Origin of the sequence: Nocardia spumae (genome assembly GCF_020733635.1) — a bacterium.
GTDB classification, from domain to species: domain Bacteria; phylum Actinomycetota; class Actinomycetes; order Mycobacteriales; family Mycobacteriaceae; genus Nocardia; species Nocardia spumae.
Map to the genome: position 1 here is coordinate 2,171,678 of NZ_JAJFZL010000001.1, position 25,129 is coordinate 2,196,806.

28 protein-coding genes are annotated in these 25,129 nt (G+C 68.1%); 22 read left to right on the forward strand and 6 right to left on the reverse strand.

The annotated features are described in order from the left end of the window. Positions 1 to 128 precede the first annotated feature (128 nt). Positions 129 to 221 (reverse strand): Ms4527A family Cys-rich leader peptide, encoded by a 93-nt coding sequence (locus tag LKD76_RS32315; RefSeq protein ID WP_368854180.1) that lies wholly within the window; start codon positions 219 to 221, stop codon positions 129 to 131. Between the two features lie 274 nt (positions 222 to 495). On the opposite strand from LKD76_RS32315, the gene hemW reads away from it, so the two are divergent. From hemW to LKD76_RS09310, 6 genes are all read left to right on the forward strand, one after another. Then, positions 496 to 1,692, forward strand: a complete 1,197-nt coding sequence (gene hemW, locus LKD76_RS09285; protein WP_227980624.1) for a radical SAM family heme chaperone HemW — start codon at positions 496 to 498, stop codon at positions 1,690 to 1,692. A 123-nt stretch (positions 1,693 to 1,815) separates the two neighbouring features. Beyond that, positions 1,816 to 2,022 carry a hypothetical protein gene (locus LKD76_RS09290; protein WP_227980625.1) on the forward strand — a complete coding sequence of 69 codons (207 nt, stop codon included), beginning with the start codon at positions 1,816 to 1,818 and terminating at the stop codon, positions 2,020 to 2,022. A 113-nt stretch (positions 2,023 to 2,135) separates the two neighbouring features. Beyond that, complete coding sequence (locus LKD76_RS09295) at positions 2,136 to 2,579, forward strand: hypothetical protein (RefSeq protein ID WP_227980626.1); 444 nt, start codon at positions 2,136 to 2,138, stop codon at positions 2,577 to 2,579. Between the two features lie 206 nt (positions 2,580 to 2,785). Further along, positions 2,786 to 3,817 (forward strand): heat-inducible transcriptional repressor HrcA, encoded by a 1,032-nt coding sequence (hrcA, locus tag LKD76_RS09300; RefSeq protein ID WP_227980627.1) that lies wholly within the window; start codon positions 2,786 to 2,788, stop codon positions 3,815 to 3,817. Between the two features lie 132 nt (positions 3,818 to 3,949). Beyond that, on the forward strand, positions 3,950 to 5,098 hold the full coding sequence (gene dnaJ, locus LKD76_RS09305; protein WP_227980628.1) for a molecular chaperone DnaJ: 1,149 nt from the start codon (positions 3,950 to 3,952) through the stop codon (positions 5,096 to 5,098). Positions 5,099 to 5,105: 7 nt separating this feature from the next. Beyond that, positions 5,106 to 5,846, forward strand: a complete 741-nt coding sequence (locus LKD76_RS09310) for a 16S rRNA (uracil(1498)-N(3))-methyltransferase (RefSeq protein WP_227980629.1) — start codon at positions 5,106 to 5,108, stop codon at positions 5,844 to 5,846. Here LKD76_RS09310 and LKD76_RS09315 read toward each other — a convergent pair. Next, positions 5,830 to 7,077, reverse strand: coding sequence for an MFS transporter (locus tag LKD76_RS09315; RefSeq protein ID WP_227980630.1), 1,248 nt, complete (start codon positions 7,075 to 7,077; stop codon positions 5,830 to 5,832). The genes LKD76_RS09310 and LKD76_RS09315 overlap by 17 nt on opposite strands. 102 nt (positions 7,078 to 7,179) lie before the next feature. Here LKD76_RS09315 and LKD76_RS09320 point away from each other — a divergent pair, with 102 nt between their 5' ends. The 8 genes from LKD76_RS09320 (at position 7,180) to recO (ending at position 14,316) form a co-directional block, all read left to right on the forward strand. Then, entirely contained in the window at positions 7,180 to 8,076 is an 897-nt protein-coding gene (locus tag LKD76_RS09320) for a LysR family transcriptional regulator (protein ID WP_227980631.1), read from the forward strand. Between the two features lie 169 nt (positions 8,077 to 8,245). Continuing rightward, on the forward strand, positions 8,246 to 9,319 hold the full coding sequence (locus LKD76_RS09325; protein ID WP_227985171.1) for a PhoH family protein: 1,074 nt from the start codon (positions 8,246 to 8,248) through the stop codon (positions 9,317 to 9,319). Between the two features lie 139 nt (positions 9,320 to 9,458). Further along, positions 9,459 to 10,013: an rRNA maturation RNase YbeY gene (ybeY, locus tag LKD76_RS09330; RefSeq protein WP_227980632.1), complete on the forward strand. Its 555-nt coding sequence runs from the start codon at positions 9,459 to 9,461 to the stop codon at positions 10,011 to 10,013. A gap of 88 nt (positions 10,014 to 10,101) precedes the next feature. Next, complete coding sequence (locus LKD76_RS09335; RefSeq protein ID WP_227980633.1) at positions 10,102 to 11,463, forward strand: hemolysin family protein; 1,362 nt, start codon at positions 10,102 to 10,104, stop codon at positions 11,461 to 11,463. Further along, on the forward strand, positions 11,450 to 11,815 hold the full coding sequence (locus tag LKD76_RS09340) for a cytidine deaminase-like protein (RefSeq protein ID WP_227980634.1): 366 nt from the start codon (positions 11,450 to 11,452) through the stop codon (positions 11,813 to 11,815). Before LKD76_RS09335 ends, LKD76_RS09340 begins: the two co-directional genes overlap by 14 nt. Beyond that, a complete protein-coding gene (gene era / locus LKD76_RS09345; protein ID WP_227980635.1) occupies positions 11,812 to 12,735 on the forward strand; it encodes a GTPase Era in 924 nt (307 codons plus the stop codon). The genes LKD76_RS09340 and era overlap by 4 nt, the downstream gene beginning before the upstream one ends. A gap of 319 nt (positions 12,736 to 13,054) precedes the next feature. Continuing rightward, complete coding sequence (locus tag LKD76_RS09350) at positions 13,055 to 13,468, forward strand: hypothetical protein (RefSeq protein WP_227980636.1); 414 nt, start codon at positions 13,055 to 13,057, stop codon at positions 13,466 to 13,468. Between the two features lie 77 nt (positions 13,469 to 13,545). Beyond that, on the forward strand, positions 13,546 to 14,316 hold the full coding sequence (gene recO / locus LKD76_RS09355; RefSeq protein ID WP_227980637.1) for a DNA repair protein RecO: 771 nt from the start codon (positions 13,546 to 13,548) through the stop codon (positions 14,314 to 14,316). Positions 14,317 to 14,325: 9 nt separating this feature from the next. On the opposite strand, the gene LKD76_RS09360 is transcribed toward recO, so the two are convergent. Beyond that, on the reverse strand, positions 14,326 to 15,201 hold the full coding sequence (locus LKD76_RS09360; protein ID WP_227980638.1) for an LLM class F420-dependent oxidoreductase: 876 nt from the start codon (positions 15,199 to 15,201) through the stop codon (positions 14,326 to 14,328). A gap of 273 nt (positions 15,202 to 15,474) precedes the next feature. Here LKD76_RS09360 and LKD76_RS09365 point away from each other — a divergent pair, with 273 nt between their 5' ends. The 3 genes from LKD76_RS09365 (at position 15,475) to LKD76_RS09375 (ending at position 17,559) form a co-directional block, all read left to right on the forward strand. Continuing rightward, positions 15,475 to 16,293, forward strand: coding sequence for an SAM-dependent methyltransferase (locus LKD76_RS09365; RefSeq protein WP_227980639.1), 819 nt, complete (start codon positions 15,475 to 15,477; stop codon positions 16,291 to 16,293). Positions 16,294 to 16,363: 70 nt separating this feature from the next. Then, positions 16,364 to 17,152, forward strand: a complete 789-nt coding sequence (locus LKD76_RS09370; RefSeq protein WP_372465776.1) for an isoprenyl transferase — start codon at positions 16,364 to 16,366, stop codon at positions 17,150 to 17,152. Next, positions 17,149 to 17,559, forward strand: coding sequence for a hypothetical protein (locus tag LKD76_RS09375; RefSeq protein ID WP_372465777.1), 411 nt, complete (start codon positions 17,149 to 17,151; stop codon positions 17,557 to 17,559). Before LKD76_RS09370 ends, LKD76_RS09375 begins: the two co-directional genes overlap by 4 nt. A gap of 158 nt (positions 17,560 to 17,717) precedes the next feature. Here the strand turns inward: LKD76_RS09375 and LKD76_RS09380 are convergent, their stop codons facing one another. The 3 genes from LKD76_RS09380 to LKD76_RS09390 form a co-directional block, all read right to left on the reverse strand. Beyond that, positions 17,718 to 18,161, reverse strand: coding sequence for a Fur family transcriptional regulator (locus tag LKD76_RS09380; protein ID WP_227980640.1), 444 nt, complete (start codon positions 18,159 to 18,161; stop codon positions 17,718 to 17,720). Next, the gene (locus LKD76_RS09385; protein WP_025351935.1) at positions 18,158 to 18,553 is read right to left on the reverse strand and encodes an ArsR/SmtB family transcription factor; all 396 of its coding nucleotides are present in this window, start codon (positions 18,551 to 18,553) and stop codon (positions 18,158 to 18,160) included. The genes LKD76_RS09380 and LKD76_RS09385 overlap by 4 nt, the downstream gene beginning before the upstream one ends. Positions 18,554 to 18,652: 99 nt before the next feature. Beyond that, the gene (locus LKD76_RS09390) at positions 18,653 to 19,246 is read right to left on the reverse strand and encodes a helix-turn-helix domain-containing protein (protein ID WP_227980641.1); all 594 of its coding nucleotides are present in this window, start codon (positions 19,244 to 19,246) and stop codon (positions 18,653 to 18,655) included. A 119-nt stretch (positions 19,247 to 19,365) separates the two neighbouring features. Here LKD76_RS09390 and LKD76_RS09395 point away from each other — a divergent pair, with 119 nt between their 5' ends. From LKD76_RS09395 to LKD76_RS09415, 5 genes are all read left to right on the forward strand, one after another. Continuing rightward, positions 19,366 to 20,574, forward strand: coding sequence for an MFS transporter (locus tag LKD76_RS09395; RefSeq protein ID WP_227980642.1), 1,209 nt, complete (start codon positions 19,366 to 19,368; stop codon positions 20,572 to 20,574). A 310-nt stretch (positions 20,575 to 20,884) separates the two neighbouring features. Next, positions 20,885 to 22,276 (forward strand): glycine--tRNA ligase, encoded by a 1,392-nt coding sequence (locus LKD76_RS09400; protein WP_227980643.1) that lies wholly within the window; start codon positions 20,885 to 20,887, stop codon positions 22,274 to 22,276. Positions 22,277 to 22,400: 124 nt separating this feature from the next. Further along, positions 22,401 to 23,321: an NADP-dependent oxidoreductase gene (locus tag LKD76_RS09405; protein ID WP_227980644.1), complete on the forward strand. Its 921-nt coding sequence runs from the start codon at positions 22,401 to 22,403 to the stop codon at positions 23,319 to 23,321. A gap of 85 nt (positions 23,322 to 23,406) precedes the next feature. After that, positions 23,407 to 24,342 (forward strand): ABC transporter ATP-binding protein, encoded by a 936-nt coding sequence (locus LKD76_RS09410; RefSeq protein WP_227980645.1) that lies wholly within the window; start codon positions 23,407 to 23,409, stop codon positions 24,340 to 24,342. Between the two features lies 1 nt (position 24,343). Then, positions 24,344 to 25,126: an ABC transporter permease gene (locus tag LKD76_RS09415; protein ID WP_227980646.1), complete on the forward strand. Its 783-nt coding sequence runs from the start codon at positions 24,344 to 24,346 to the stop codon at positions 25,124 to 25,126. The last annotated feature ends 3 nt before the right edge of the window (positions 25,127 to 25,129 follow it).

Genomic DNA, 25,129 nt, shown 5'->3' on the forward strand with positions numbered 1-25,129 from the left:
TCGCTCCTGGAGAAGATGGATCAGGCCTTGCGGCAGGCGGGAGGGGGCTGGCTCGCGCCTTCGGTATTCAGCGAATCGGGCCGATGGGCGTCGCGACGGACGCCGAGAACCGGGAGTGGCAGGCCGAGCTACCGGAGGCGATCCGGCAGACAGCTGGCGCTGCAGACACGCTTGAAGTCGACATGGCGGCGCGCCACGAGTCGTACTCCAAGTCCGGTCATGCCAGATATTGTGCCATGTCAGCTGGGTCTTTCCGACCAGTGGGTGATATTTCCCGCAGAAAGGGGGGAAATTCCCTGGACGAGCGTCCTGTTTTGTGAGATGCGTCATAGACCGACCGGATTCTTTCCGTGGTGAGCCGCTTCACCTCGACATTGGTTCAGGAAACAGGTCGCCGCCGCCGATCGAAACGCCGGTGCCGTCGGGGCCGGTGATCGCGCCCCGGAGGGGGTGGTGTGCCGGCCGTCACTGGTGGGCGGCGGGCACACTGGTGGGGTGACCGCCTCCGCTCCCGAAGCCACCGACACGCCGACGCTGCGTGATTTCGGCGGCGGTCCGTTCGGGATCTACGTGCACGTGCCGTTCTGCGCCACGCGATGCGGATACTGCGATTTCAACACCTACACCGCCGGTGAACTGGGCAGCTCGGCCTCGCCGCAGTCCTGGCTCGAGGCATTGCGCGGTGAATTGGCCGCGGCGGCGGCGACTTTCGACTCGTTGCCCAGTGCGCAACCGCCGGTGTCGACGGTCTTCGTCGGCGGCGGAACCCCGTCGCTGCTGGGTGGTGCGGGTCTGTCCGATGTCCTCGACGCGGTCCGCGCGCAGTTCACGCTGGCGCCCGACGCCGAGGTGACCACCGAATCGAATCCGGAGTCCACCTCGCCCGAGTTCTTCGACCGCATTCGTGCGGCCGGGTACACCCGCGTCTCGCTGGGTATGCAGTCGGCGGCCACCCACGTCCTGCGCATCCTCGACCGCACGCACACCCCGGGCCGCGCGGTCGCGGCTGCCCGCGAGGCCCGCGCCGCGGGCTTCGGCCACATCAACCTCGATCTGATCTACGGCACCCCCGGTGAATCCGACGCCGATCTGGACGCCAGCCTCGACGCCGTCCTGTCCGCCGGGGTGGACCACGTCTCGGCGTACTCGCTGATAGTCGAGGACGGCACCGCCATGGCCCGCAAGGTCCGGCGTGGCGAACTGCCCGCACCCGACGAGGACACACTGGCCGCGCGCTACGAGCGTATCGACGCGCGGCTGTCCGGGGCGGGACTTCGCTGGTACGAGGTATCGAACTGGGCCGCAACGGATTCCGCGCGATGCCGTCACAATATCGGTTACTGGGACGGCGGCGACTGGCTCGGTGCGGGACCCGGCGCACACAGCCATATCGGCGGGGTCCGCTGGTGGAATGTGAAACATCCGGGACGCTATGCCGACCGCGTCGCCCGCGGCGGACTCCCGGCCGCGGGCTGGGAGGCACTCACCGCCGCGGAGCGGTACACCGAGCGGGTGATGCTGGGCGTGCGCCTGCGCTCCGGACTGCCGGTCGCCGAACTGGACGACGAGGGCCGGCGGGCATGTGAGCGGATCGTCGCCGACGGGCTCGCGCTCGTCCGCGATCAGCGCCTCGTCCTCACCGACCGAGGCCGGCTGCTGGCCGACGGCGTGGTGCGCGAACTCCTGTCCTGAGGCCGGAGCCCCGGCGTCGCGGTAGCCGATCTCCACCGCGCCGGCCGCCGGCGGCCGGCATCCGTGACACGGCCCCATCGGGCGGGGGTATGGCGTAGGGTTCGGATCGACCCGAGGAGACCCATGTCGCAGGCATATCCCATCACCGCCGTCGCCGATCACGGTGAATTCGCCGAAGTTCGCGCTGCCGAGAAGGCCGAGACCGAGCGCCGCAACGCACTGGCCGCGAGGACGGTCGCCAGTCATTCGACCGATGCCGCCGACTGCGTTTCCCTGCTGACGATGCTGGGTTTGGACGCGGCGAACGGGAAGTCCGCCGCCGGTAGCTGACCGAGCAGGCCGGTCACCGTGGGGACGGCGGATCCCCCTGTCCCGGGCGGGCTCCCCGCACGGCCATGCCCATCCCGGGGAAGTGCTGGGTCGCGGCCCGATACTGATCTTCGATGACGAAGGCAGCCGAAGGGAACCGCGTGCGCAAGGTCGAATCTCTCGTCGTGACGGCCGGGCTGGTCGGCGTGGTGGGTGTGGCGGTCCTCGCGGGGCCCGCTCCGCAAGCACAGGCACGACCCTTTCCGGCAGGCGTGTCGTGTTCCGGCACGAGCTGTCGCAACGATACGGATGGCTACTACCTGATCGAGTCGTGGCAGCAATGCCGGGTCGTCGGTGGCCGGTCGCTGTTCGAAGTTCCGTTCAATGTGGTGGTGGAGCCACATCGGACCCGGGACGTCGAGGGCGCGAAATGTCCGCCTCTCCGGGATGAGAACACCTTCGACGAGGACGACTTCCCCACCAGGTGGCTGGAGACCGAACCGGTGGGGGTCAGCTATTCCGAAGCGGTGCCCTACGACCCGAACGCGCCCAAGGTGCGCACCGGATCGGGCGGCTGACCCACAACACACCGGATGAGCCGGATCGCCGCACCGCGGCCGCCTTACCAGGGGTAAGGGCGCCCGTGCGCACACTGTGCGACCTCACACGCGGGAACTCCTACTCCGACGAACTAAACTGGACCCGGATCAACCGGTAGTCCGCGTGGTTGACGCTGCCCGGATGCGGCTGTGCGGACCCGATGGCGAGCGAGGAGGTGGGGCCGATGTCGAGCACCGAGAGGCGACGACTGGATGTCCTGCGTGCGATCGTCGCGGATTACATCGCGACCAAGGAGCCGATCGGGTCGAAAACCCTCGTCGACAAGCACAACCTGGGTGTGTCCAGCGCTACCGTACGCAACGATATGGCGGTCCTCGAGGCCGAGGGCTACATCACCCAGCCGCACACCAGCTCCGGGCGCATCCCGACCGATAAGGGCTACCGGCAGTTCGTCGACAACATCTCCGAGGTCAAGCCGCTGTCGAATGCCGAGCGGCGCGCCATCATGGAATTCCTCGAAAGCGGCGTCGATCTGGACGATGTCCTGCGGCGCGGAGTGCGGCTGCTGGCGCAGCTGACCCGGCAGGTCGCGATGGTGCAGTATCCGACCGTCTCGGCCTCCACCGTCCGCCACCTCGAGGTCGTGGCCCTCAATCCCGCCCGGCTGCTGCTGGTCGTGATCACCGACACCGGCCGGGTCGATCAGCGACTCGTCGAGTTGGGCGCGGTGATCGACGACGAGGATCTGGCCGCCCTGCGCGGCATGCTCGGCAAGGCGATGGACGGCAAACGACTGGCCGCCGCCTCCAGTTCCGTGGCCGAACTCCCCGAGCAGGCCCCGGCGCGGCTGCGCGACGTCCTGGTGCGGGTGTCGACCGTGCTGGTGGAAACGCTCGTCGAACATCCCGAGGAACGACTGGTGCTCGGCGGTACCGCCAACCTCACCCGCAATGCCGCCGACTTCGGTTTCCCCGGGTCGCTGCGCGCCGTCCTCGAGGCCCTCGAGGAGCAGGTGATCGTCCTGAAGCTGTTGGCGGCCGCGCAGCAGCCCGGCATGGTGACGGTGCAGATCGGGGAGGAGACCAGGGTCGAGCAGATGCGCGGAACCTCGGTGGTATCCACCGGGTACGGTATGCCGGGTACGGTGCTGGGCGGTATGGGAGTGGTCGGCCCGACCCGGATGGACTACCCCGGCACGATCGCTTCGGTCGCCGCGGTCGCCCGTTATATCGGTGAGGTGCTCGCGGAACGATGAGCCCAGCCCGGTGACCGGGATCCTCGCCCGCCGGCAATCGAGAGCCAGCCGGTCGGCCACAGTGAACATGGCAGCATCGGCTGCGAGCAGGGATGCTGAACGAAACCATTCGGAACAGGACTAGAGACTCAAGTGGCACGGGACTACTACGGAATCCTCGGCGTCGGGCGTAACGCGTCCGACCAGGAGATCAAGCGCGCCTACCGCAAGCTGGCCCGGGAACTGCACCCCGACGTCAACCCGGATCCGGAGGCGCAGGAGCGGTTCCGCGAGGTATCCACCGCCTACGAGGTTCTCACCGACTCCGAGAAGCGGCGCATCGTCGACATGGGCGGTGACCCGATGGAGTCGGCGGGCGCGGGCGGCGGTTTCTCCGGCGCCGGCTTCGGCGGCCTGGGCGATGTGTTCGAGGCGTTCTTCGGCGGGATGAACGCCACCAGCACGCGCAAACCGCGCGGGCGGGTGCAGCCGGGCGCGGACTCGCTGTTGCGGACGCGGCTGTCGCTGGCCGAATGCGCGGTCGGTGTCACCAAACACCTCACCGTCGACACCGCGGTCCTGTGTGATCTGTGCCAGGGCTCGGGCACCAACGGCAACTCCAAGCCGGTGCGCTGTGAGACCTGTGGCGGCGCCGGTGAGGTGCAGACCGTGCAGCGTTCGTTCCTCGGCCAGGTGATGACCTCGCGGCCCTGCCCGACCTGCCGGGGTACCGGCGAGACCATTCCCGACCCGTGCCGCAAGTGCGGTGGCGACGGCCGGGTGCGGGCGCGCCGGGAGATCGCCGCGCCGATTCCGGCCGGTGTGGCCAACGGGATGCGGGTGCGGCTGGCGGCACAGGGCGAGATCGGGCCCGGTGGCGGCCCGGCCGGTGATCTGTACGTCGAAATCGTCGAACAGCCGCACGACACCTTCGTCCGCGACGGCGACGACCTGCACTGCACGATCCGGGTGCCGATGGTCGACGCCGCACTCGGCACCACGGTGGTCATCGACACCATTCTCGACGGCCCGACCGAGTTGACGATTCCCGCCGGCACCCAGCCGGGTGAGGTATCGGTGCTGCGGGCGCACGGTATGCCGAAGCTGCGGTCCAGTTCCCGCGGTGATCTGGTGGCGCATCTGGACATCGTGGTTCCGTCGAAACTCGACAGCAAGCAGGTCGACCTGCTGCGCAAGTACCAGTCGATGCGGGGTGGCGAGCACACCGAGGTGCTCTCGGCGCAGTCCGAACACAACAGCGGGCTGTTCGCCCGGTTGCGGGCATCGTTCAGCGGTCGCTGAAAATACCGTGGCCGCAACGGTTTTCTATCTCGACGAGATTCCGCCCGTGGGCGAGATCGCGGTGCTCGACGGTCCGGAGGGCCGGCACGCCGCGACCGTGCGCCGCATCCGGGTGGGGGAACCGATCACGCTGTCCGACGGTGCGGGACTGGTCGCCGAATCCGAGGTCGTGGCCGCGGGCCGGGATCGCCTGGAGCTGAAGGTGCTCGATCGGGTACTCGCGGCGCCGGTCTCACCCGCGGTGACGGTGGTGCAGGCATTGCCGAAATCGGAGCGCTCCGAACTCGCGGTGGAGCTGGCGACCGAGGCCGGCGCCGATGGGATCGTGCCCTGGCAGGCCGCGCGCTGTGTCTCGAATTGGGAAGCCAAGGCGCGCAAGGGCGCCGACAAGTGGCGTGCGGCCGCTCGTGCGGCGGCCCGCCAGTCGCGCCGCCCGTACATCCCGGAGGTGGCGGAGCTGCATCGCACCGCGGACGTGCTGGATACGGTCCGAAAGACCGTGGCCGACAACGGGATCGCGGTCGCCCTGCACGAATCCGGTGCGTCCCGGTTCGTGGACCTGCCGTTCGACGAGGCCGCGCGCATCGTCCTGATCGTCGGTCCCGAGGGGGGATTGGACGACAGCGAACTCACGGCGTTGGAGGCGGCCGGGGCGCGGATCGCGCTGCTCGGCCCGACCGTGCTGCGCACCTCCACCGCCGCGGCGGTGGCGCTGGGCGCGCTGGGCGCACTCACTCCGCGCTGGTAGTGAGCCGCTCGCGCGGTGCGGCGCCGGATGTGGCGGGCCGCGCGAGGCTGGCGACCAGTCCGGCCGCGACGATGATGAGCACACCCACGTATACCGCCAGCCCGGCCCATCCGTGTTGTCCGTAGGCCAGCCCCGCGAGGGCGCCCACGATCGAACTGCCCACGTAGTACGCGAACAGGTACAGCGAGGAGGCGGCCGCGCGGTTGCCGGTCGCGGTGGCGCCGACCCAGGCGCTGGCCACCGCGTGCGCGCCGAAGAATCCCGCCGTGAACAACAGCAGGCCCGGCAACAGGATCGCCAGGTGATCGGGAATGGTGAGCACCAGTCCGATCCCCATGGTCAGGATGGACAGCGCGACGACGGGGAAGCGGCCGATCCGATCGGCGAGCCGTCCGGCGGCGGTCGAGGACGCGGTGCCGGACAGGTACATCAGAAATACCGAACCCGCGGTGGCGGCGGACAATCCGAACGGCGCCTCGAGGAGGCGATACCCGAGGAAGTTGTAGACCGAGACGAATCCGCCCATCAGCAGGAAGGCCAGTCCGAACAGCGCCAGGAGTGAACGGTTGCGCAGATGACCGGCGACATCGGCGGCCAGAGTGCGGATTCCGAGCGGCTGTGCGACGAAATGGCGTGACGGCGGGAGCAGTCGGACGAACCAGAGGGTGCACAGCGCCGCGCCGACCGCGAATATCGCCGCGCCCCACCGCCAGGACGCCATCTCCAGGACGAAGGCCGGGATCAAGCGGCCGGTGAGTCCGCCGACGGTGGTCCCCGCCACGTACACCCCCATCGCGGCGCCCAAGCCGGCCGAGCCGATCTCCTCGGCCAGGTAGGCCATCGCCACCGCCGGAACGCCGGCGACCGCGATACCTTCGATCGCTCGTCCGGCCAGCAGCAGGTCCAGATTCGGGCTGAAGGGGAGGGCGAGCCCGAGGATGCTGGTCGTCACCGCCGACACGATCATCACCCGGGTTCGTCCGAAACGCCCCGACAGCACGCTCACCGGCACGATCGCCACGGCGAGCAGACCGGTGGTCAGCGATACCGCGAGTGCGGCCCGGGCGGGGGCGGCGCCGAAGGCGGTCGACAGACTCGGCAGCAGTGCCTGGGCGCTGTACATCGAACCGAAGGTGGTGAGCCCGGCCGCGAACAGCGCCAGCGTGATCCGTCGTTCGTGACGCGCATGCTCGGCCGATCGAGCGGGGGCGGTGGTCACGGTCGTGGTCATGACATCCACGGTGGCCCGAAGTCGCTAAGAAAGGAAATGCATAATAATCGGTAAGTTGATGCCGAATCGGCATTAGATGAGCTGAGCGCTGGGAGCCGGGACGTGCCGAGTGACGATTTGCACTGGTTTCTGACCCTCGCCGAACTCGAGCGAGTCGGGGCGGCGGCCGATCGGCTGCATCTGGCGCAGCCGACGCTGTCGCGGATGCTCGCCCGGCTCGAACATCGGCTGGGTACCCGGTTGTTCGATCGGCACGGAAAACGGTTGTCCCTCAACGAATCCGGCCGCATCTTCTACGAGCACGCCCGCCGCGCCCAGGCCGAACTGGACGCGGCGAGCCGGGCGCTGGCGGATCTGGCGAATCCGGCCCGCGGCGTCGTACGGCTGTCGTTCGTGCATTCCTTCGGCGGGCGGGTGGTCCCGGAACTGGTCGCGGGCTTCCGGCGGCTGTCGGGGCGGATCACCTTCAGCCTCGACCAGGGCGCCGCTGGCGTGGTGGTCGACCGGGTGCTCGACGGCTCGGCCGATCTCGGCCTGACCTCGCCCAAACCCGCGACGTCCGGTCTGGGCTGGCACACGCTGTTCCGGCAGCGCCTGGCGTTGGGCGTGCCGGTGGATCATCGGCTGGCGGGGCGGCGGCAGATCCGGCTCGCCGAGGCCGCCGATGCCGAATTCATCGCCATGCCCACCGGATTCGGCATGCGCCGAATCCTCGACGAGCTCTGTGCGGCAGCCGATTTCCGGCCGCGCATCGTGATGGAGTCCAGTGATCTGGTCACCGTCTCGGGCCTGGTGGCCGCCGGACTCGGGGTCGCCCTGCTGCCCTGGGAGGAACCGGCGGTCCGGGGCCCGCAACCGGGTCCGGCACTGGTGCCGCTGTCGGATCCCGGCGCCGCGCGTGCGGTGGGATTGATCTGGTCGGCCGATGTGGTGCCGGGCGACGCGGTGCGGACGTTCCGTGATTTCGCGGTGGAGTGGGCGCGCCGGGCCGCTCGCTGATGGGTTCGCCCTCCACCGCTGTGAGCTGCGGCCGGAGATCTATTCACTGGGCGGTGTCGGTGCCGCGCGATAGACTTTGAGGACAACTCGTTCGAGACCGGAAAGCAGGCCATAGACCCTTTTGCGAACATCAGGCGATATCGGCGACCCGACAACCCCATCGACCGGCATCGGAGCCGGTTCCAACGGCAACGGTAGCGGCTCGGGTCCAGCGGCCCGGACGGTGCGCTCCAGTATCGAACTCGCTCCGGAATCCGTGTTCGGATTCCTCGGTTCCGCCGATGCGAACCTGCGGGAGCTCGAAGGTCTGCTCGACGCCGACATCCATGTGCGCGGCAATTCCGTCACCCTCACCGGTAAGGCCGCGGATGTGGCCCTGGCCGAGCGGGTGGTCGAGCAACTGGTGGCGCTGACCGCGCACAATCGCGTCGTCACTCCGGAAGCGGTCCGGCATACGGTGTCGATGCTCACCGAGGGGTCGTCGGAATCGCCGGCCGAGGTGCTGAGTCTGGACATCATCGCGCGGCGCGGTAAGACCATCCGCCCCAAAACGCTCAACCAGAAGCGCTATGTCGACGCGATCGACGAGCACACCATCGTGTTCGGCATCGGTCCGGCCGGTACCGGTAAGACCTATCTCGCCGTTGCCAAGGCGGTGCAGGCGCTGCAGAGCAAGCAGGTCAGCCGCATCATCCTCACCCGGCCGGCGGTGGAGGCGGGTGAGCGGCTGGGCTTCCTCCCGGGCACGCTGAACGAGAAGATCGATCCGTATCTGCGCCCGCTCTACGACGCCCTGCACGACATGATGGATCCGGAGGCGATTCCGAAGCTGATGGCCTCGGGTGTCATCGAGGTCGCGCCGCTGGCGTACATGCGCGGACGCAGCCTCAACGATTCGTTCATCATCCTCGACGAGGCGCAGAACACCACGCCCGAGCAGATGAAGATGTTCCTGACCCGGCTCGGCTTCGGTTCCAAGATCGTCGTCACCGGCGATGTCACCCAGGTCGATCTGCCGGGTGGGACCAAATCCGGTCTACGGGTGGTCAGCGACATCCTCACCGATATCGACGATATTCATTTCGCCGAGCTCACCTCCAGCGATGTGGTGCGCCACCGGCTGGTCTCGGACATCGTCGATGCCTACGACCGTTACGAATCCGACGGGCGGCCACAGGTGGCTCGGCATTACCCGGGCAATCGCGCACAGCGGCGGGCCGCCGACAAGGCCGCGCGACGCTGACCGGCGGGATGGTCTGGCATCCGCTGCCGCCTGCGGGCCTGCACCCCATTAGGCTGTGTCGTTTGCGCCTAATGGGAGGGCCCTGCGTGGTTACGCATCCGCTGCCGCCTGCGGGCCTGCACCCCATTAGGCTGACGGGGTGAGCATCGAGATCGCCAACGAGTCGGGTATCGACGTATCCGAGCCGGATCTGGTCAGTGTCGCGCGGTTCGCGATCGAGCGGATGGATGTCCATCCGGCGGCCGAATTGTCGATGGTGCTGGTCGATCTCGACACCATGGCCGACTTGCACATGCGGTGGATGGACCTGCCCGGTCCCACCGATGTGATGTCGTTCCCGATGGACGAGCTGGAACCGGGCGGCCGTCCCGACGGTGCCGAACCGGGCCCATCGATGCTCGGCGATATCGTGCTGTGCCCGGAATTCGCCGCGGCGCAGGCCACCAAGGCGGGGCACTCCCTCGACCACGAACTGGCGTTGCTCACCGTGCACGGTGTCCTGCACCTGCTCGGCTACGACCATGCCGAGCCGGAGGAGGAGAAGGTGATGTTCGGCCTGCAGAACCGCCTGCTGGCCGAATGGTACGAGAGTCTGCGTGAGGCCGCTCGCCGCGCCGAACTCGCCGAACGCGACCGCCGCCTGCTGGGCAAGACCGGATTCACCGCGCCGGGTGATCCTCTGGGCCCGGCGTGAGCGGTCGGGCGCGGAGGGTCACCACGCGGCGCCGAGCTCACGCCGCGGCTGAGCACAGCGTGAGCGGTCGGGCGCGGAGGCGGCGGCGGTGAGTCCGCTGATACCGCTGCTGCTGGCTATCCTGCTGGTGCCGGTCGGTGGTGTCTTCGCGGCGATCGATGCGGCCCTGATGACGGTCTCCCCGGCCCGGATCGAGGATTTGGTCCGTGACGACCGGCCGGGTGCGCGCCGGTTGGCCCGGCTGACCACCGACCGCCCTCGATACGTCAACCTCATGGTGCTGTTGCGCCTGGCCTGCGAGATCGCCGCGACGGTACTGCTGGTGGCGGCGTTGAGCGAGGTTCTCAGCTGGGGCTGGGCGCTGGCGGTGACGGCGGTGGTGATGGTGGTGGTCGATTACGTCGTCATCGGCGTCGGGCCGCGCACGCTGGGCCGGCAGCACGCGTACTCGATCTCGCTCGCGGCGGCCCTGCCGGTGCAGGCGATCGGTGCACTGCTGGGACCGGTGAGCCGGTTGCTGATCATTATCGGTAACGCCATCACCCCCGGTCGCGGATTTCGCAACGGCCCCTTCGCCTCCGAAGTCGAACTGCGCGAGATCGTGGATATGGCGCAGCAGAGTGGCGTGGTCGATTCCGAGGAGCGCCGGATGATCCAGTCGGTCTTCGAACTCGGCGACACCGCCGCCCGGGCGGTGATGGTGCCGCGCACCGAGATGGTATGGATCGAAGCGGACAAGACGGTGTCGCAGGCGATGTCGCTGGCGGTGCGGTCCGGGCATTCGCGCATTCCGGTGATCGGTGAGAACGTCGACGACATTCTCGGCGTGGTGTACCTGAAAGACCTTGTGCCGTACGCGGATCGGGGCCGTGCGGTGCGAGTGCGAGCGGTGATGCGCCCGGCTGTGTTCGTCCCCGACTCCAAACCGCTCGACGCTCTGCTGGACGAGATGCAGCGCCGCCGCAACCACATGGCGCTGCTGGTGGACGAATACGGTGGCATCGCTGGTCTGGTCACCATCGAGGATGTGCTCGAGGAGATCGTGGGCGAGATCGCCGACGAATACGACACCGACGAGATCGCGCCGGTGGATGCCCTGGGCGGCGAGGTGTACCGGGTGTCGGCCCGGCTGCCGGTGGAGGATCTGGGCGAGCTGTTCGGACTCGATATCGAAGAAGACGATGTCGATACCGTCGGCGGGATGCTCGCACACGCACTCGGCCGGGTGCCGCTGCCCGGATCGGAAGTGATCGTGCACGGGTTGCTGCTGCACGGGGAGGGCGGCGACGACGCCCGCGGCCGGGTGCGAGTGCACACGGTGGTCGCGCGCCGGGCGCCGGAACCCGAGGACGGCGCCGTCGCCGACGAGCCGGCCGGGGGAGATACCGAACATCAGGGGCGGGACGAGACATCGACACAAGAGGATGGAGCCGGCGATGACCGATGGTGATACCGACCGACTGGATGCCGAGGACAGCAAACTACTGGTGCTGGCGCGCGGCGCGATGGGCCGCACCGGCGGCGCGGCCGGTGCCGCGATCCGGGACACCGACGGCCGGACCTACGCCGCCGGCGTGGTCGAGTTGACCGCGCTGCCGCTCAGCGCGCTGCAGGCCGCGGTGGCGGCCGCGATCTCCAGCGGCGCCGAGGGTTTCGAGGCCGCCGTCCTGGTCGGCGGGCAGGACACCGATCCGGGTGTGGCCGCGGTCCGTGAGGTGAGTGCCGCGGCGGCGATCATCGTCACCGATCGTAAGGGCGCCACCTACCGGCTCGTCGATGCCGGAACCGAGACCGCCCGATGAGCGATAGCCAGCAGCCCGGCGCGGGCGAATTCCGTTCCGGTTTCGTCTGTTTCGTCGGCAGGCCCAATACCGGCAAGTCCACGCTGACCAATGCCATGGTGGGTCAGAAGATCGCGATCACGTCCTCGCGGCCGCAGACCACCCGTCACACCATTCGCGGCATCGTGCATCGCGACCACGCCCAGCTGATCCTGGTCGACACCCCGGGCCTGCATCGGCCGCGCACACTGCTGGGACAGCGGCTCAACGATCTGGTGCGCGATACCTATTCCGAAGTCGACGTGATCGCGCTGTGTATTCCGGCCGACGAGAAGATCGGACCGGGTGACCGCTGGATCGTGCAGCAGGTCAAGCAGATGGCGCCGAAGACGACGCTGATCGGCGTGGTCACCAAGATCGACAAGGTGGACAAGCCGCAGATCGCCGAGCAGCTGCTCGCGGTCTCGCAGCTGCTGGGCCCCGAGGCCGAGGTGGTTCCGGTCTCGGCGGCCAAGGGTGAGCAGGTCGAACTGCTCATCGACGTGATCGCCTCGAAGATGCCCGAGGGCCCGGCCTTCTACCCCGACGGGGAGCTGACCGACGAACCCGAGGAAACCCTGATGGCCGAGCTCATTCGCGAGGCCGCGCTCGAGGGTGTGCGCGATGAGCTCCCGCATTCGCTGGCGGTGGTGATCGAGGAGATCCTGCCGCGTGAGGAGCACGAGGGCATGCTCGATGTGCACGCTCTGCTGTATGTCGAACGGCCCAGTCAGAAGGCGATCATCATCGGCAAGCGCGGCGCCCGGCTCAAGGAGGTCGGCACGGCGGCACGCAAGCAGATCGAGCACATTCTCGGTACCCGCATCTATCTGCACCTGCACGTGAAGGTCGCCAAGGACTGGCAGCGCGATCCGAAACAGCTGGGCAAGCTGGGATTCTGATCGTCGTTCGGGCCTGCTCGGGCGCGGCGGCGAGCGGTGCCGCGGCGGACAGCGGGACACCCGCGACGATGCGGCGATCGACTCGAATCGTTCCAGTTCCCGATCTTGTCCCAGGATCGAGCGCTCGGCTCCGCGTGTCAACGGCCCTTGCCGCCCCGGGGCGGGGATGTGTCACTTGCCCAAAGGAGACACGGAACCGTCGCCGACCGCGGTGTGAAAACGCGTTGTAGTCGAATTGTGATGTGCGATCCCGGTATTTCCGCAGGAGTCCGCGGACTGTGTGCGCACGCACATTCTGAGACAAGCCTACGATCCTGGCGTGAAGTGGATGTCCCGGGCGTTCGGCTCGAAAGAGCTGCCGCCACAAGTGCGTTCGGATCTGGAATCGGAAGGGATCGTCGTATTCGGCCCGGTGAGTGGATCGCTGGCCAGACGCAATTACCGGACACCACTGCACTACGGTTCTTCCAGTTGGGAGAATATCGCGGGTGGGACCATCGGGATGAGCAGAAAGCGCCTGGTGATCTGGGGTAACGGCGAGGCTCTCGTCGATGTGTGGCTCGGCCATCCGGCCGTCACCATGGAATTGCAGGGTCCCGAGCGCATGCTCGTCGAGGCCGACCGGGGAGCGATCGATCCGATTCGCACCGGCTGGACCACGTTGATGCTTCGTACGATTCACGCGCCCCGCATCGCGCAACTGTATGCGGAGGGGCTGCCGCGCAGCGTGTGAGACCGCGACGTGTCCGTCGGTGACCGACCAGGGCGTGGGGTGCCCCCGCGGTCGGGGCGGCGTGGGAGACTGTTGGCGTGTTGTTGTATCGGGACCAGGCGATTGTGCTGCGTCAGCACAAACTGGGCGAGGCCGATCGCATCGTCACGCTGCTCACTCGTCAGCACGGACTGGTGCGGGCGGTGGCCAAAGGGGTGCGCCGCACCCGGTCGAAGTTCGGGGCGCGGCTGGAGCCGTTCGCCTATATCGATGTGCAGTTGTACCCCGGGCGCAATCTCGATACCGTCACCCAGGTGCATACGGTGGAGGCCTTCGCCGCCGACATCGTCGCCGATTACGGTCGCTACACCACCGCCTGCGCGGTTCTGGAGACCGCCGAGCGGCTCGCCGGTGAGGAGCGCGCGCCCGCGCCCCGCCTGCACACCCTGACCGCCGGCGCCCTCCGCGCGATCGCCGCCGGGAAGCGCCCGCACGAGCTGATCCTCGACGCATTCCTGTTGCGTGCCATGGGTTTCGCGGGCTGGGCGCCGGCGCTGGACGAATGCGCGCGCTGCGCGACCCCCGGCCCGCACCGGGCCTTCCACGTGGCCGCCGGGGGAGCGGTCTGCGTCCATTGCCGCCCGCCCGGATCGGCCACCCCGTCCGTCGGTGTGCTGGAATTGATGAGTGCGTTGTGTCGCGGTGACTGGGCGGGTCTGGATGTGGTGGCCGAATCGATTCGCCGCCAGGCCAGTGGCCTGACCGCCGCCCATCTGCAATGGCATCTGGAACGGCAGTTGCGCACCCTGCCGCTGATCGAACGATCCCGGCCGCACGAGGCCGCCGAGCTGGACAGCCGGGTCGGCTGAGCGGATCGCTCAGCCCAGGTCGTTCAGCTGGGTGACCGCCGGAGCCATCGCGTCGATCCACGCGGCCGGCGATCCGGTGGTGGGGGTGACGATGGCCATGTCGATGCCCAGCTTCGCGTAGTCGGCCATCGAACGGACGAACTCGTCGCGGGTATCCGGGCCCGGGCGCGGGTTGTTGGCCATGATCGTGGTGCGGATGGTGGCGAAGTCGCGGCCGACGTCGTCGCAGTGACGGCGCAGGACGTCCAGCTTGTGGGCCACGTCATCCGGCGAGGTGCCGAACAGGTTGCAGGCGTCGCCGTACTGGGCGACCAGTCGCAACGTCTTCTTCTCGCCGCTACCACCGATCAGCACCTTCGGCCGGTTGATCGGCTGCGGTGCGCACAGGGTCTCGGCCAGCTGGTAGTACTTGCCCTCGAACGGGCCGTTGTTCCGCGGATCCCACATCTGCCCGCAGATCCGCAGCGTTTCCTCCACTCGTTCGAACCGCTCCGCGAGCGGCGGGAAGTCCACTCCGAGCCCGCGGTGCTCGCGTTCGAACCAGGCGGCGCCGAGGCCGAGTGTGGCCCGCCCGCCCGAGAGCACGTCGACCGTGGTGACGATCTTGGCGAGCAGCCCCGGATGCCGATAGGTCACACCGGTGACCAACAGCCCCAGCTCTACCGTGCTGGTCTGCGCGGCGAGATAGCCCAGGGTGGTGTAGCCCTCGAGCATGTTCGCCTCGGCGGGCAGGCCGGTCGGTTCGATCTGGAAGTAGTGATCCATGAACGACAGCCAGGAAACCCCGGCTTCCTCGACGGACCGGCCCACACGGGCCAGTTCCCCGGCGATCGCTGTGGTGCCGCCGTCGATATCGAAGATCGGGACATGAATGCCGAGTTCCATACGAGTTCTCCTTGTCGATGCCTGACCTGCGGTTCGTACGCTAAACCTTGGAGCGCACTCCAGGTCAACCCCGAATCGCGGACCGGATCGCGAATTTCGCTCTGCGAGAAACGATGTGGGGTCACGGCACAGTCGCGCGGGCGGACGACGGCCGGAGGGCGCATCCGGAGTCGGCTCGGGATGATTCGGGCAGAGCGGCGGACCGCTGGGAGACGACCGGCGGCGCGGGGTACCTTCACCTGACGGTCATACCCAACCTTGGAGAAGGCTTCGATGTCTCACGATCTGGTCGAGTTCGATACGGAGAAGGCGCATTCGGCGCGGATGTACGACTACTACCTCGGCGGCAAGGATCACTACCCGGCCGATCGGGAGGCCGCGTCGCAGGTGATGGAGGCCTTTCCGGAGACAGCGCAGGCGGCTCGGGCCAACCGCGAATTCGTCCACCGGGCAGCGCGTTTCGCGGCACATGACGGGGTCCGGCAATTTCTCGACATCGGCACCGGGATTCCGACCGAGCCGAATCTGCACAACGCGGTGCAGGCAGTCGATCCGCGCTGTCGCGTCGTGTACGTCGATCACGATCCGCTGGTGCTGGCGCACGCTCAGGCGCTGATGATCGGCTCGGAGCAGGGGCGCACCGCGTTCATTCCCTCGGATGTGCGAGATCCCGATGTCGTCCTCCGTTCCGACGCCTTCCGCGCGATCATCGATCTGTCGGAGCCGGTGGCCCTCAATCTGGCCGCGGTCATGCATTTCATCACCGACGAAGAGGGCGCCTACGACATCGTGCGGGCCTACCTGGACGCGTTCGCGCCGGGCTCCTATCTGAGCATCACGCACGCCTCGAGCGATCTGAATCCGGAGACGTTCGAGAAGATCGCCGAGGTGTACGCCCGGGCCGGTATGACGGTCGCCCTGCGCGACAAGGCGGGCACGGCCCGGTTCTTCGACGGCTTGGACCTGGTCGAACCCGGTGTGGTGCCCTTGCATCGCTGGCGGCCGAACACCGACTTCTACATCCCCGAAGAGCGCCTGGCCTGGGCCGACCGGGCGTTCGGTGTCTGGGCCGGTGTCGGAATCAAACGCTGACGTGCGGGGCGTCCGCGAATTCCGGCGGCCCGCACCCGGCCGGATGGGCGCGTGATGCAGGATAGGTGGCGTGATCGGTAACCGTTCCCAGTCCGCCCGCGCCATCCGCCCGCCGTCACCGCACCCGTCGGGCGCGACCCCGCCCGCGCTGCCGGCGGAATTCGTACCCAAACATGTGGCCCTGGTGATGGACGGTAACGGCCGCTGGGCCCAGGAACGAGGGTTGCCGCGCACCGCCGGGCACGAACGCGGCGAAGCGGTGCTGATGGACACGGTCGAGGGCTGTATCGAGATCGGCGTGAAATGGCTTTCCGCGTATGCCTTTTCGACCGAGAACTGGCGGCGCAGCCCGGACGAGGTGCGATTCCTGATGGGATTCAATCGCGATGTGATCCGGCGTCGCCGCGACGAGATGCACGAGATGGGTGTGCGAGTGCGCTGGGCGGGGCGCCGGCCGCGGTTGTGGCGCAGTGTGATCAAGGAGCTCGAGATCGCCGAGGAGCTCACCGCGGACAACACGGTCATGACCCTCACGATGTGCGTCAACTACGGCGGGCGGGCCGAAATCGCCGATGCGGCAAGGGAAATCGCGCGCAAGGCGGCGGCGGGTGAGCTGGATCCGGAGAAGATCACCGAGTCCACCTTCGCGAAGTACCTCGACGAACCCGAAATGCCCGATGTGGACCTGTTCCTGCGGCCTTCCGGTGAATTGCGCAGCTCCAATTTCCTGATCTGGCAATCGGCCTATGCCGAATTCGTGTACCAGCACACCCTGTTCCCCGACTTCGACCGCCGCGATCTGTGGGAGGCATGTGTGGAGTACGCCAAGCGCGACCGCCGGTTCGGAGGCGTCAAATGAGCCACGATCTGACCATCGCCGCGGAATTGCAGGGCCGGGCCGCCGACTGTCTGCGCGGCTGCGATATCACGGTGCGGGTGGAGGACGGTGACGCGCTCGGCTTCGAATTCGAGGGCGCGTTGTGCTCGCTGCGCGCCGTGACGCTGGCGCCGGGGCTGGACGTACTCTCGCTGACCTGCGTGCTCGCCTGGGATCGTCCGCTCAAGCCGCAGCTGCACAAGCGGGTCGCCGACCGCAACAACGATCTGCAATTCGGCTCGTTGACGGTCATCGCCCACGAGAGGCTCGCCGATGTTCTGCTGCGCTACACCTTCCCGGCGGCCGGGCTCACCGACGAGGCGCTGACGACGATGCTGCTGCTGGCCCTGTCCGGCGCCGGACGTGCCCGCCAGGGCCTGGTGCCCTGATCGGGCATCCCCGCGGGCGCCGGCGCCGGGAGAGCGGATACGGCGCCGGCGCTGCGGGGTCGGCGTGCGTGCCGCTCATGCGGGTGAACAGCCCGGACACGACCGACGAGGACGGGACGCGGTAGGGAGGCCGGGGCGTGTGCGCCCCGGCGGGTGGTTCAGGAACGAGGGGAGTGGACGATCCGGGCGCACTCCCGGCAGGTGCCGAACACCTCCATGGTGTGGCTGATGTCGGTGAAGCCGTGTTCGCCGGCGATCGCCTGGGCCCAGGCCTCCACCGTCGGCCCCTCCACCTCCACGGTGCGGCCGCATTCGCGGCACACCAGATGGTGATGGTGGCCCTTGGAGCACTGCCGGTAGACGGATTCGCCTGTGTCGGTGCGTAATACGTCGACCTTGCCGGCGTCGGCGAGTGACTGCAGGGTGCGGTACACGGTGGTGAGGCCGATCCCCTCACCGCGGCGGCGCAATTCGTCGTGCAGTTCCTGCGCCGATCGGAATTCCTCGATATCACCCAGCAGCGCGGTGATCGCGGTGCGCTGGCGAGTGCTGCGGATTCCGACGGTCTTCTCGGCGGTGCCCATCTTCTCCGGCACGATCATCCTTCCTCGGCGTGTGCGACGGCGTCGACGACGATGCGTGCCAGATGGTCGTCGACCAATTCGTAGATGACCTCGCGGCCGGTGCGCTCACCGCGCACCACGCCCGCGGACTTCAGGATGCGTAGATGCTGGCTCACCAGCGGCTGCGTCACGCCCAGTGTGTCGACCAGCTCGTGTACGCAGCGCGGCGACTCCCGCAGTTGCAGCACGATGGCGATGCGCACCGGCGCGGCCAGGGCGCGCAGCAGCTCACCCGCGTTGTCGAGGGTCGTCCGGGCGGGTACCGCGGGTGCGGTCGGGGCGCGGTAGGGGTAGGGGTCGTGCGGGATCGGCGTAGGCGCCTCGACGGCGACGCGGCTGCGACGCGCGGGCACACCGCTGTCGGCGGTCATCGAACCAACTCCTTATTGGAAACCGATGCCATTATTGGTATGCAAACGTGCGCATGTCAACTTCGACGCTCCGGGACTTTCGCGCCGGATCCGAGCCGCTCATGCGGATTGCGGGTGCTTCGGTCTGGCGCGGACATGAATTCGCTCACCCTGCCCGCCGAAGAGGCTGAGCACCTCGACGCTGCCACGCCCGGTGGAACCGAACCAATGCGGGTGCCGGGTATCGAATTCGGCGACCTCGCCGGGGCCGAGGACGAGGTCGTAATCGCCGAGCACGAGCCGTAGCCGGCCACTGAGCACGAAGAGCCATTCGTAGCCGGCGTGGGTGCGCGGGAAGGGCTCGGACTCGGTCGCCGGGATCGTCAGCTTGTATGCCTTCGGCTCGCCTTGGGTTCGAGACAGCGCGACGATCACACGCCCTCCGGTATCCCGCGGTTGTTGCGGCATCCGCGGATCGACGATGCGTGGCGCGGCGACGATCTCGTCGAGCGGCACCCCCAATGCGCCGGCGATCGGCAACAACAACTCCAAACTCGGTTTGCGCCCGCCGTTTTCCAGCCGTGACAGCGTGCTCTTGGAAATGCCGGTGAGCCGGGACAATTCGGCGAGCGAGACGTCGTTTCCCTCGCGGATTCGCCGCAAGCGTACGCCGATCCGGCTCAGTGTCGCGTCGATGGCGGGATGGGTGGGCATGGCACCAGTAGACGTGATCGTTGCTTTTTCGGCAACGAATCGTTGCCGATCCATCAGGGGACGAGCACTGTTCGAACCATGGATTCGCTATCTGAGAACAAGGCACGGGGTGGGCTGCTGTGACCGTCGAAACATCGGCCCCGCCGGCCGGCGGGCGCGCGCGGATGCTGCCGCCCGGGGTGTATCTGCTGGCCTTCAGCCTGTTCGCGATGGGCAGCGCCGAGTTTCTGCTCGCCGGGGTGCTACCCGCGGTCGCCTCGGATATCGGTGTCGACCTGGCCACCGTCGGCGGGCTGATCACCGCATTCTCGATCGGCGTGGTGATCGGCGGGCCGCCGTTCGCGATCGTGAGCCTGAGGTGGCCGCGGCGCACCGCGCTGGTGTGCACCCAGCTGGCCTTCGCCGGATGTATCGCCGCCGGTCTGATCGGTGGCAGTTACCCGGCACTGCTGGTCACCCGTTTCCTGGCGGGGCTCGCGTATGCGGGATTCTTCGCCGTCGCGGCGGTGACAGCGATCGGCCTGGTGGCGCCCGATCGGTCGGCTCGAGCGTCGGGGGTGGTGATCAGCGGGCTCAGCCTGGCGATGATCGTCGGTGGCCCCGCCGGTACCGCACTGGGCTACCGTCTGGGCTGGGAGGCCGGGTTCTGGCTGGTCGTCGCCCTCACCGTGCTCGCCGCCGCCGCCATCGCGGCGGTGCTACCTCCGACGCGGGCCGGAGACAGGCCCGGCGTCGCTCGCGAGCTCGCGACGTTACGGCAGCCGCGCCTGTGGCTGGTATTTCTGGTGACCCTGCTGAGCACGGCGGCCTACATGATCGTGTTCAACTATCTCGCCGAGTTGCTGACCACCGTCACCGGGATCCCGGCCGGATGGGTCGCACCGGTCCTCATGTCCTTCGGCGCCGGCGCCTACATCGGTGTGTCGATCGGTGGCCGGATCTCCGATCGCCGGCCGCACCGGGCGCTGCTCACCGGTGCCACGGGGATCGCCGTCTGCTCGATACTCATCGCGGTCTGCGCCGCACAGGTGGTCGTGGTGGTCCCGCTGGTGATACTGCTCGGCGTATTCGGGTTCGTGCTCAATCCCGCCATCTACGCGCGGGTGTTCGATATCGCCTTCTCCGCGCCGACCCTCGCCGGAGCGGCCACCGTATCGGCATTCCAGCTGGGTATCAGTCTCGTACCGCTCGTCGCGGGCGCGGCCTTGCACAGCGGTGCGCCGATCACCGCGGTCGGATGGATCGGCGCCGGCCTGGCCCTGGCCACCGTCGCCTGTGTCCTGATCGAGTACAAGACCGCCACGCGGCGGGAGGGGAACGAACCATGAAATCGTCTCCTGGGACGAGGGCTCGGCCATCTGTCGCACGGGCGGTTACGGTTCGATCGTTGCGGCACAACAGATTCCAGGGGAGAAGCCGCTCGGCGGTGTCCGCGCACACGCCACCTACGGGGCGGGGCTCTGGCTGGACGACAAGCGCGCCGCGGCGATCGGCCGACGGGGCGTGTGAGCACGGAGGCGCCCGCGCACTGGCCCGATCGGCTGGTGGGTGTGGCGATACTGCTTCGCGCTGCTCCCGGCGGCATCGCTAGGCTGGTTCGAATCGTTGCACCCGCCATCCAGAGGGAGAGCTCCAGCCGTGGCACCCAAGTCGAAGATCGACACCGTCGCGAATCTCGCCAAGCGCCGGGGTCTGGTTTACCCCAGCGGCGAGATCTACGGAGGGACCCGGTCGGCGTGGGATTACGGTCCGCTCGGCGTGGAGCTCAAGGAGAACATCAAGAAGCAGTGGTGGCGCGCCATGGTCACCAGCCGCGACGATGTGGTCGGCCTGGACTCCTCGATCATCCTGCCGCGACCGGTGTGGGTGGCCTCGGGGCATGTCAGTGTCTTCAACGATCCGCTGGTGGAATGCCTGAACTGCCATAAGCGGCACCGGCAGGATCACCTGCAGGAGGCCTACGCCGAGAAGCACAAGATCGACGATCCGGACTCCGTGTCCATGGAGCTGATCGGCTGCCCCGACTGTGGCACCGTCGGCAAGTGGACCGAGCCGCGCGATTTCAACATGATGCTCAAGACCTACCTCGGGCCGATCGAGTCCGAGGAGGGTCTGCACTATCTGCGTCCGGAGACCGCGCAGGGCATCTTCGTCAACTTCGCCAATGTGATGACCACCGCGCGCAAGAAGCCGCCGTTCGGCATCGCGCAGATCGGCAAGAGCTTCCGCAACGAGATCACCCCCGGCAACTTCATCTTCCGCACCCGCGAGTTCGAGCAGATGGAGATGGAGTTCTTCGTCAAGCCGGGTGAGGACGAGCGGTGGCATCAGTACTGGATCGATACCCGGCTGGCCTGGTACACCGATCTGGGTATCGAGGCGGAGAATCTGCGCCTGTACGAGCACCCGAAGGAGAAGCTCTCGCACTACTCGACCCGCACGGTCGATATCGAGTACCGCTTCCACTTCCAGGGCAGCGAATGGGGTGAGCTCGAGGGTGTCGCCAACCGCACCGATTTCGATCTGAAGACCCATTCGGAGCATTCCGGCACCGATCTGAGCTTCTTCGATCAGAACACCAACGAGCGCTACACCCCGTACGTGATCGAGCCCGCGGCCGGCCTGACCCGCTCGCTGATGGCCTTCCTGATCGACGCCTACACCGAGGACGAGGCGCCGAACGCCAAGGGCGTCATGGAGAAGCGCACCGTGCTGCGGCTGGACCGCCGCCTGGCGCCGGTGAAGGCCGCGGTACTTCCGCTGTCGCGCAACGCCGATCTGTCGCCGAAGGCGAAAGACCTTGCCGCGCAACTGCGCCGGAACTGGAATGTCGACTTCGACGACGCCGGTGCGATCGGCCGCCGCTACCGCCGCCAGGACGAGATCGGCACCCCGTTCTGCATCACGGTCGACTTCGAGACCCTCGAGGACCAGGCCGTCACCGTGCGCGAGCGGGACTCGATGAGCCAGGAGCGCATCGCCCTCGACCAGGTCGAGGGCTATCTGGCGCAGCGCCTGCTGGGCGCCTGAGCCGCGGGGCCGGGCCGGAATATCCCGGGTGCGGGATCCGTTTCGGCCACTGAGCAGTCCGAGCTCGTCCGGTTTCTCGTCCGTGCCGGGCTCGGCCCGACAGTTCCGACGAAAGGTGCTGGTCATGGCGCAGGCGGTCACATTCGATCGTTACGGTGACATCGGCGTACTGGATGTGCGGGAGGTGCCGGATCCGCAGCCGGGTCCCGGCCGGGTGGCGGTCGATGTGGTCGCCGCGGGAATCAATCCGGGGGAATCGAAGATCCGCACCGGCGCACTGCACGAGCGCTGGCCCGCGACCTTCCCCTCCGGTGAGGGCACCGACTTCGCGGGCCGGATCGCCGCCCTGGGCGAAGGCGTCGGCGGCGTCGCCGTGGGGGACGAGGTGCTCGGCTTCAGCGAAGAGCGGTCCAGCCACGCCACCCGGGTGGTGGTTCCGGCCGAGCAGATCACGCCCAAACCCACCGCCCTGTCGTGGGAGGTCGCCGGTTCGCTGTACGTGGCGGGTACCACCGCCTTCGCCGCCGCGCGGGCGGTCAGCCCGGCAACAGGTGACACCATCGCGGTGTCCGGCGCCGCCGGTGGAGTGGGAGCTGTTGTGGTGCAGCTACTTCGGGAGCGCGGCGTCACCGTGATCGGCATCGCCGGTCCGGGCAATCAGGAATATCTGCGCGAACTCGGGGCCGTGCCGGTCGTCTACGGCGACGGACTGGCCGATCGCCTCCGTGCCCTCGCCCCCGGCGGCATCGACGCGTTCATCGACACCTACGGCACCGGATATGTGGAACTGGCGCTCGAGCTCGGCGTGAAGCCCGATCGCATCGATACCATCGCCGACTTCGCCGCCGTGGAGAAGTACGGTGTCAAGGCGGAGGGCAACGCCGCCGCCAACACCATCGACGTGCTCGCCGAACTGGCCGACCTGGCCGCGGCCGGGACCCTGCGGATCCCCATCGCCGCGACCTATCCACTCACCGCCGTGCGCGACGCTTTCACCGAACTCGAGCGCGGGCACACCAGGGGCAAGATCGTCCTGCTGCCCTGATCTCGCGGGAACCATGACATCTGTCATGGCACAGTCGTGACGCTCGGACCAGGTTCGGGGACCGGGTCCGAGCGACAGTGGAACCATGACATCAGCAATGACCTCCGGTCCGGCGGAACGGGTCGCCGCCGCACCGGTGATCGAGCTTCGCGGATTGAGCAAGACCTTTCGCGGCACCACCGGACCCGTCCACGCCGTCGACGGTCTCGACCTGACCGTCACCGCCGGGGAAGTCGTCGCCTTCCTCGGACCCAACGGCGCGGGGAAGTCCACCAGTATCGACATGATGCTGGGCCTGCTGCGGCCCGACGCCGGCAGCGTCCGGATTCTCGGCGGGTCTCCCGCCGAAGCGACCGCGGCCGGACGTATTTCGGCCGTACTGCAATCCGGCGGGCTGCTGCCGGATCTGACCGTCGGCGAAACCGTGCGCGCGGTCGCCGCACTGCACCACCACCCCCGGCCGGCCGGTGAGGTCCTCATCCGTGCCGGTATCGACGGCATCGCGGATCGGATGGTCGGCAAATGTTCGGGGGGCCAGCAGCAGCGACTGCGTTTCGCGCTCGCGCTGCTGCCCGATCCGGATCTGCTGATCCTCGACGAGCCGACCACCGGTATGGACGTCGAGGGCCGGCGCGATTTCTGGAACGCCATGCGCTCGGATGCCCGTCGGGGCCGCACCGTCGTCTTCGCCACCCACTACCTCGACGAGGCCGACGCCTACGCCGATCGAATCGTCCTGGTACGCAACGGAAAGGTCGTCGCCGACGGCAGCGCGGCGGCGGTGAAGAATCTGGCCTCCGGGCGCACCGTCTCGGCGACACTGCCCGCGGCCGATCGGGACCGGCTGCTCGCGATCTCCGGTGTCGACCGGGTCGAACAGCGCGGGGACCGGGTGCTGGTGCACGGCAAGGATTCCGACGCCGTGGCCCGCTATCTGCTGACCGCGACGACGGCCGTCGACCTCGAGATCACCGGCCACAACCTCGAAGCCGCCTTCCTCGCACTGACCGGAGAGAACTGAGATGAGTACCGTCACCACATCCGTCCCGCGCGGTGCGCGCCCCGGCGCCGGGGGATTGCGCCGCGGCTTCCTGCTTCTCGAACTGCGCCGCATGATGCGCAATCGGCGCACCGTCCTCTTCGCCCTGGTGATGCCGCTGGTGTTCTTCGTCGTCTTCGGCAGCCAATCCTCGGCGCGGGCCTCGGTCTACGGTTCGGCCAATGTCACCGCCTACGTGATGGTGTCCATGGCGGTCTACGGTGCGATGCTCGCGACCACCAGCGGCGGGGCGATGGTGGCCGTGGAGCGGGCCGCCGGATGGGTGCGCCAGCTGCGACTGACACCGTTGCGTCCGGCGGCTTACGTCGCCACCAAGCTGGCCTGTGCCATGGTGCTCGGATTGTGTTCGGTGGCCGTGGTTTTCGTCGGTGGCGCGATCACCGGAGCGCGGCTGACCGCGGCCGCGTGGGTGTCCTGCTTCCTGATCGCCTGGCTCACCTCGGTGGTCTTCGCCGCTTTCGGCTTGTTCATGGGCTATCTGCTGCCGTCGGAGAACGTGATGCAGATCCTCGGCCCGGTACTGGCGCTGCTGTCGTTCGCCGGTGGGCTGTTCATGCCACTGCACGGGTGGTTCGACACGGTGTCGCGGATCTTCCCGACCAACGGGGTCGCGACGCTGGCACGGTTGCCGCTCGGCGACACCAGCGCGGGCTCGGCCGCGCTGGCCGTGCTGAACGTCGTGGCCTGGGCCGCGGCCTTCGGCTGTGGTGCGGCGGTGCTGTTCCGTCGTGACACCGCCCGCTGACCG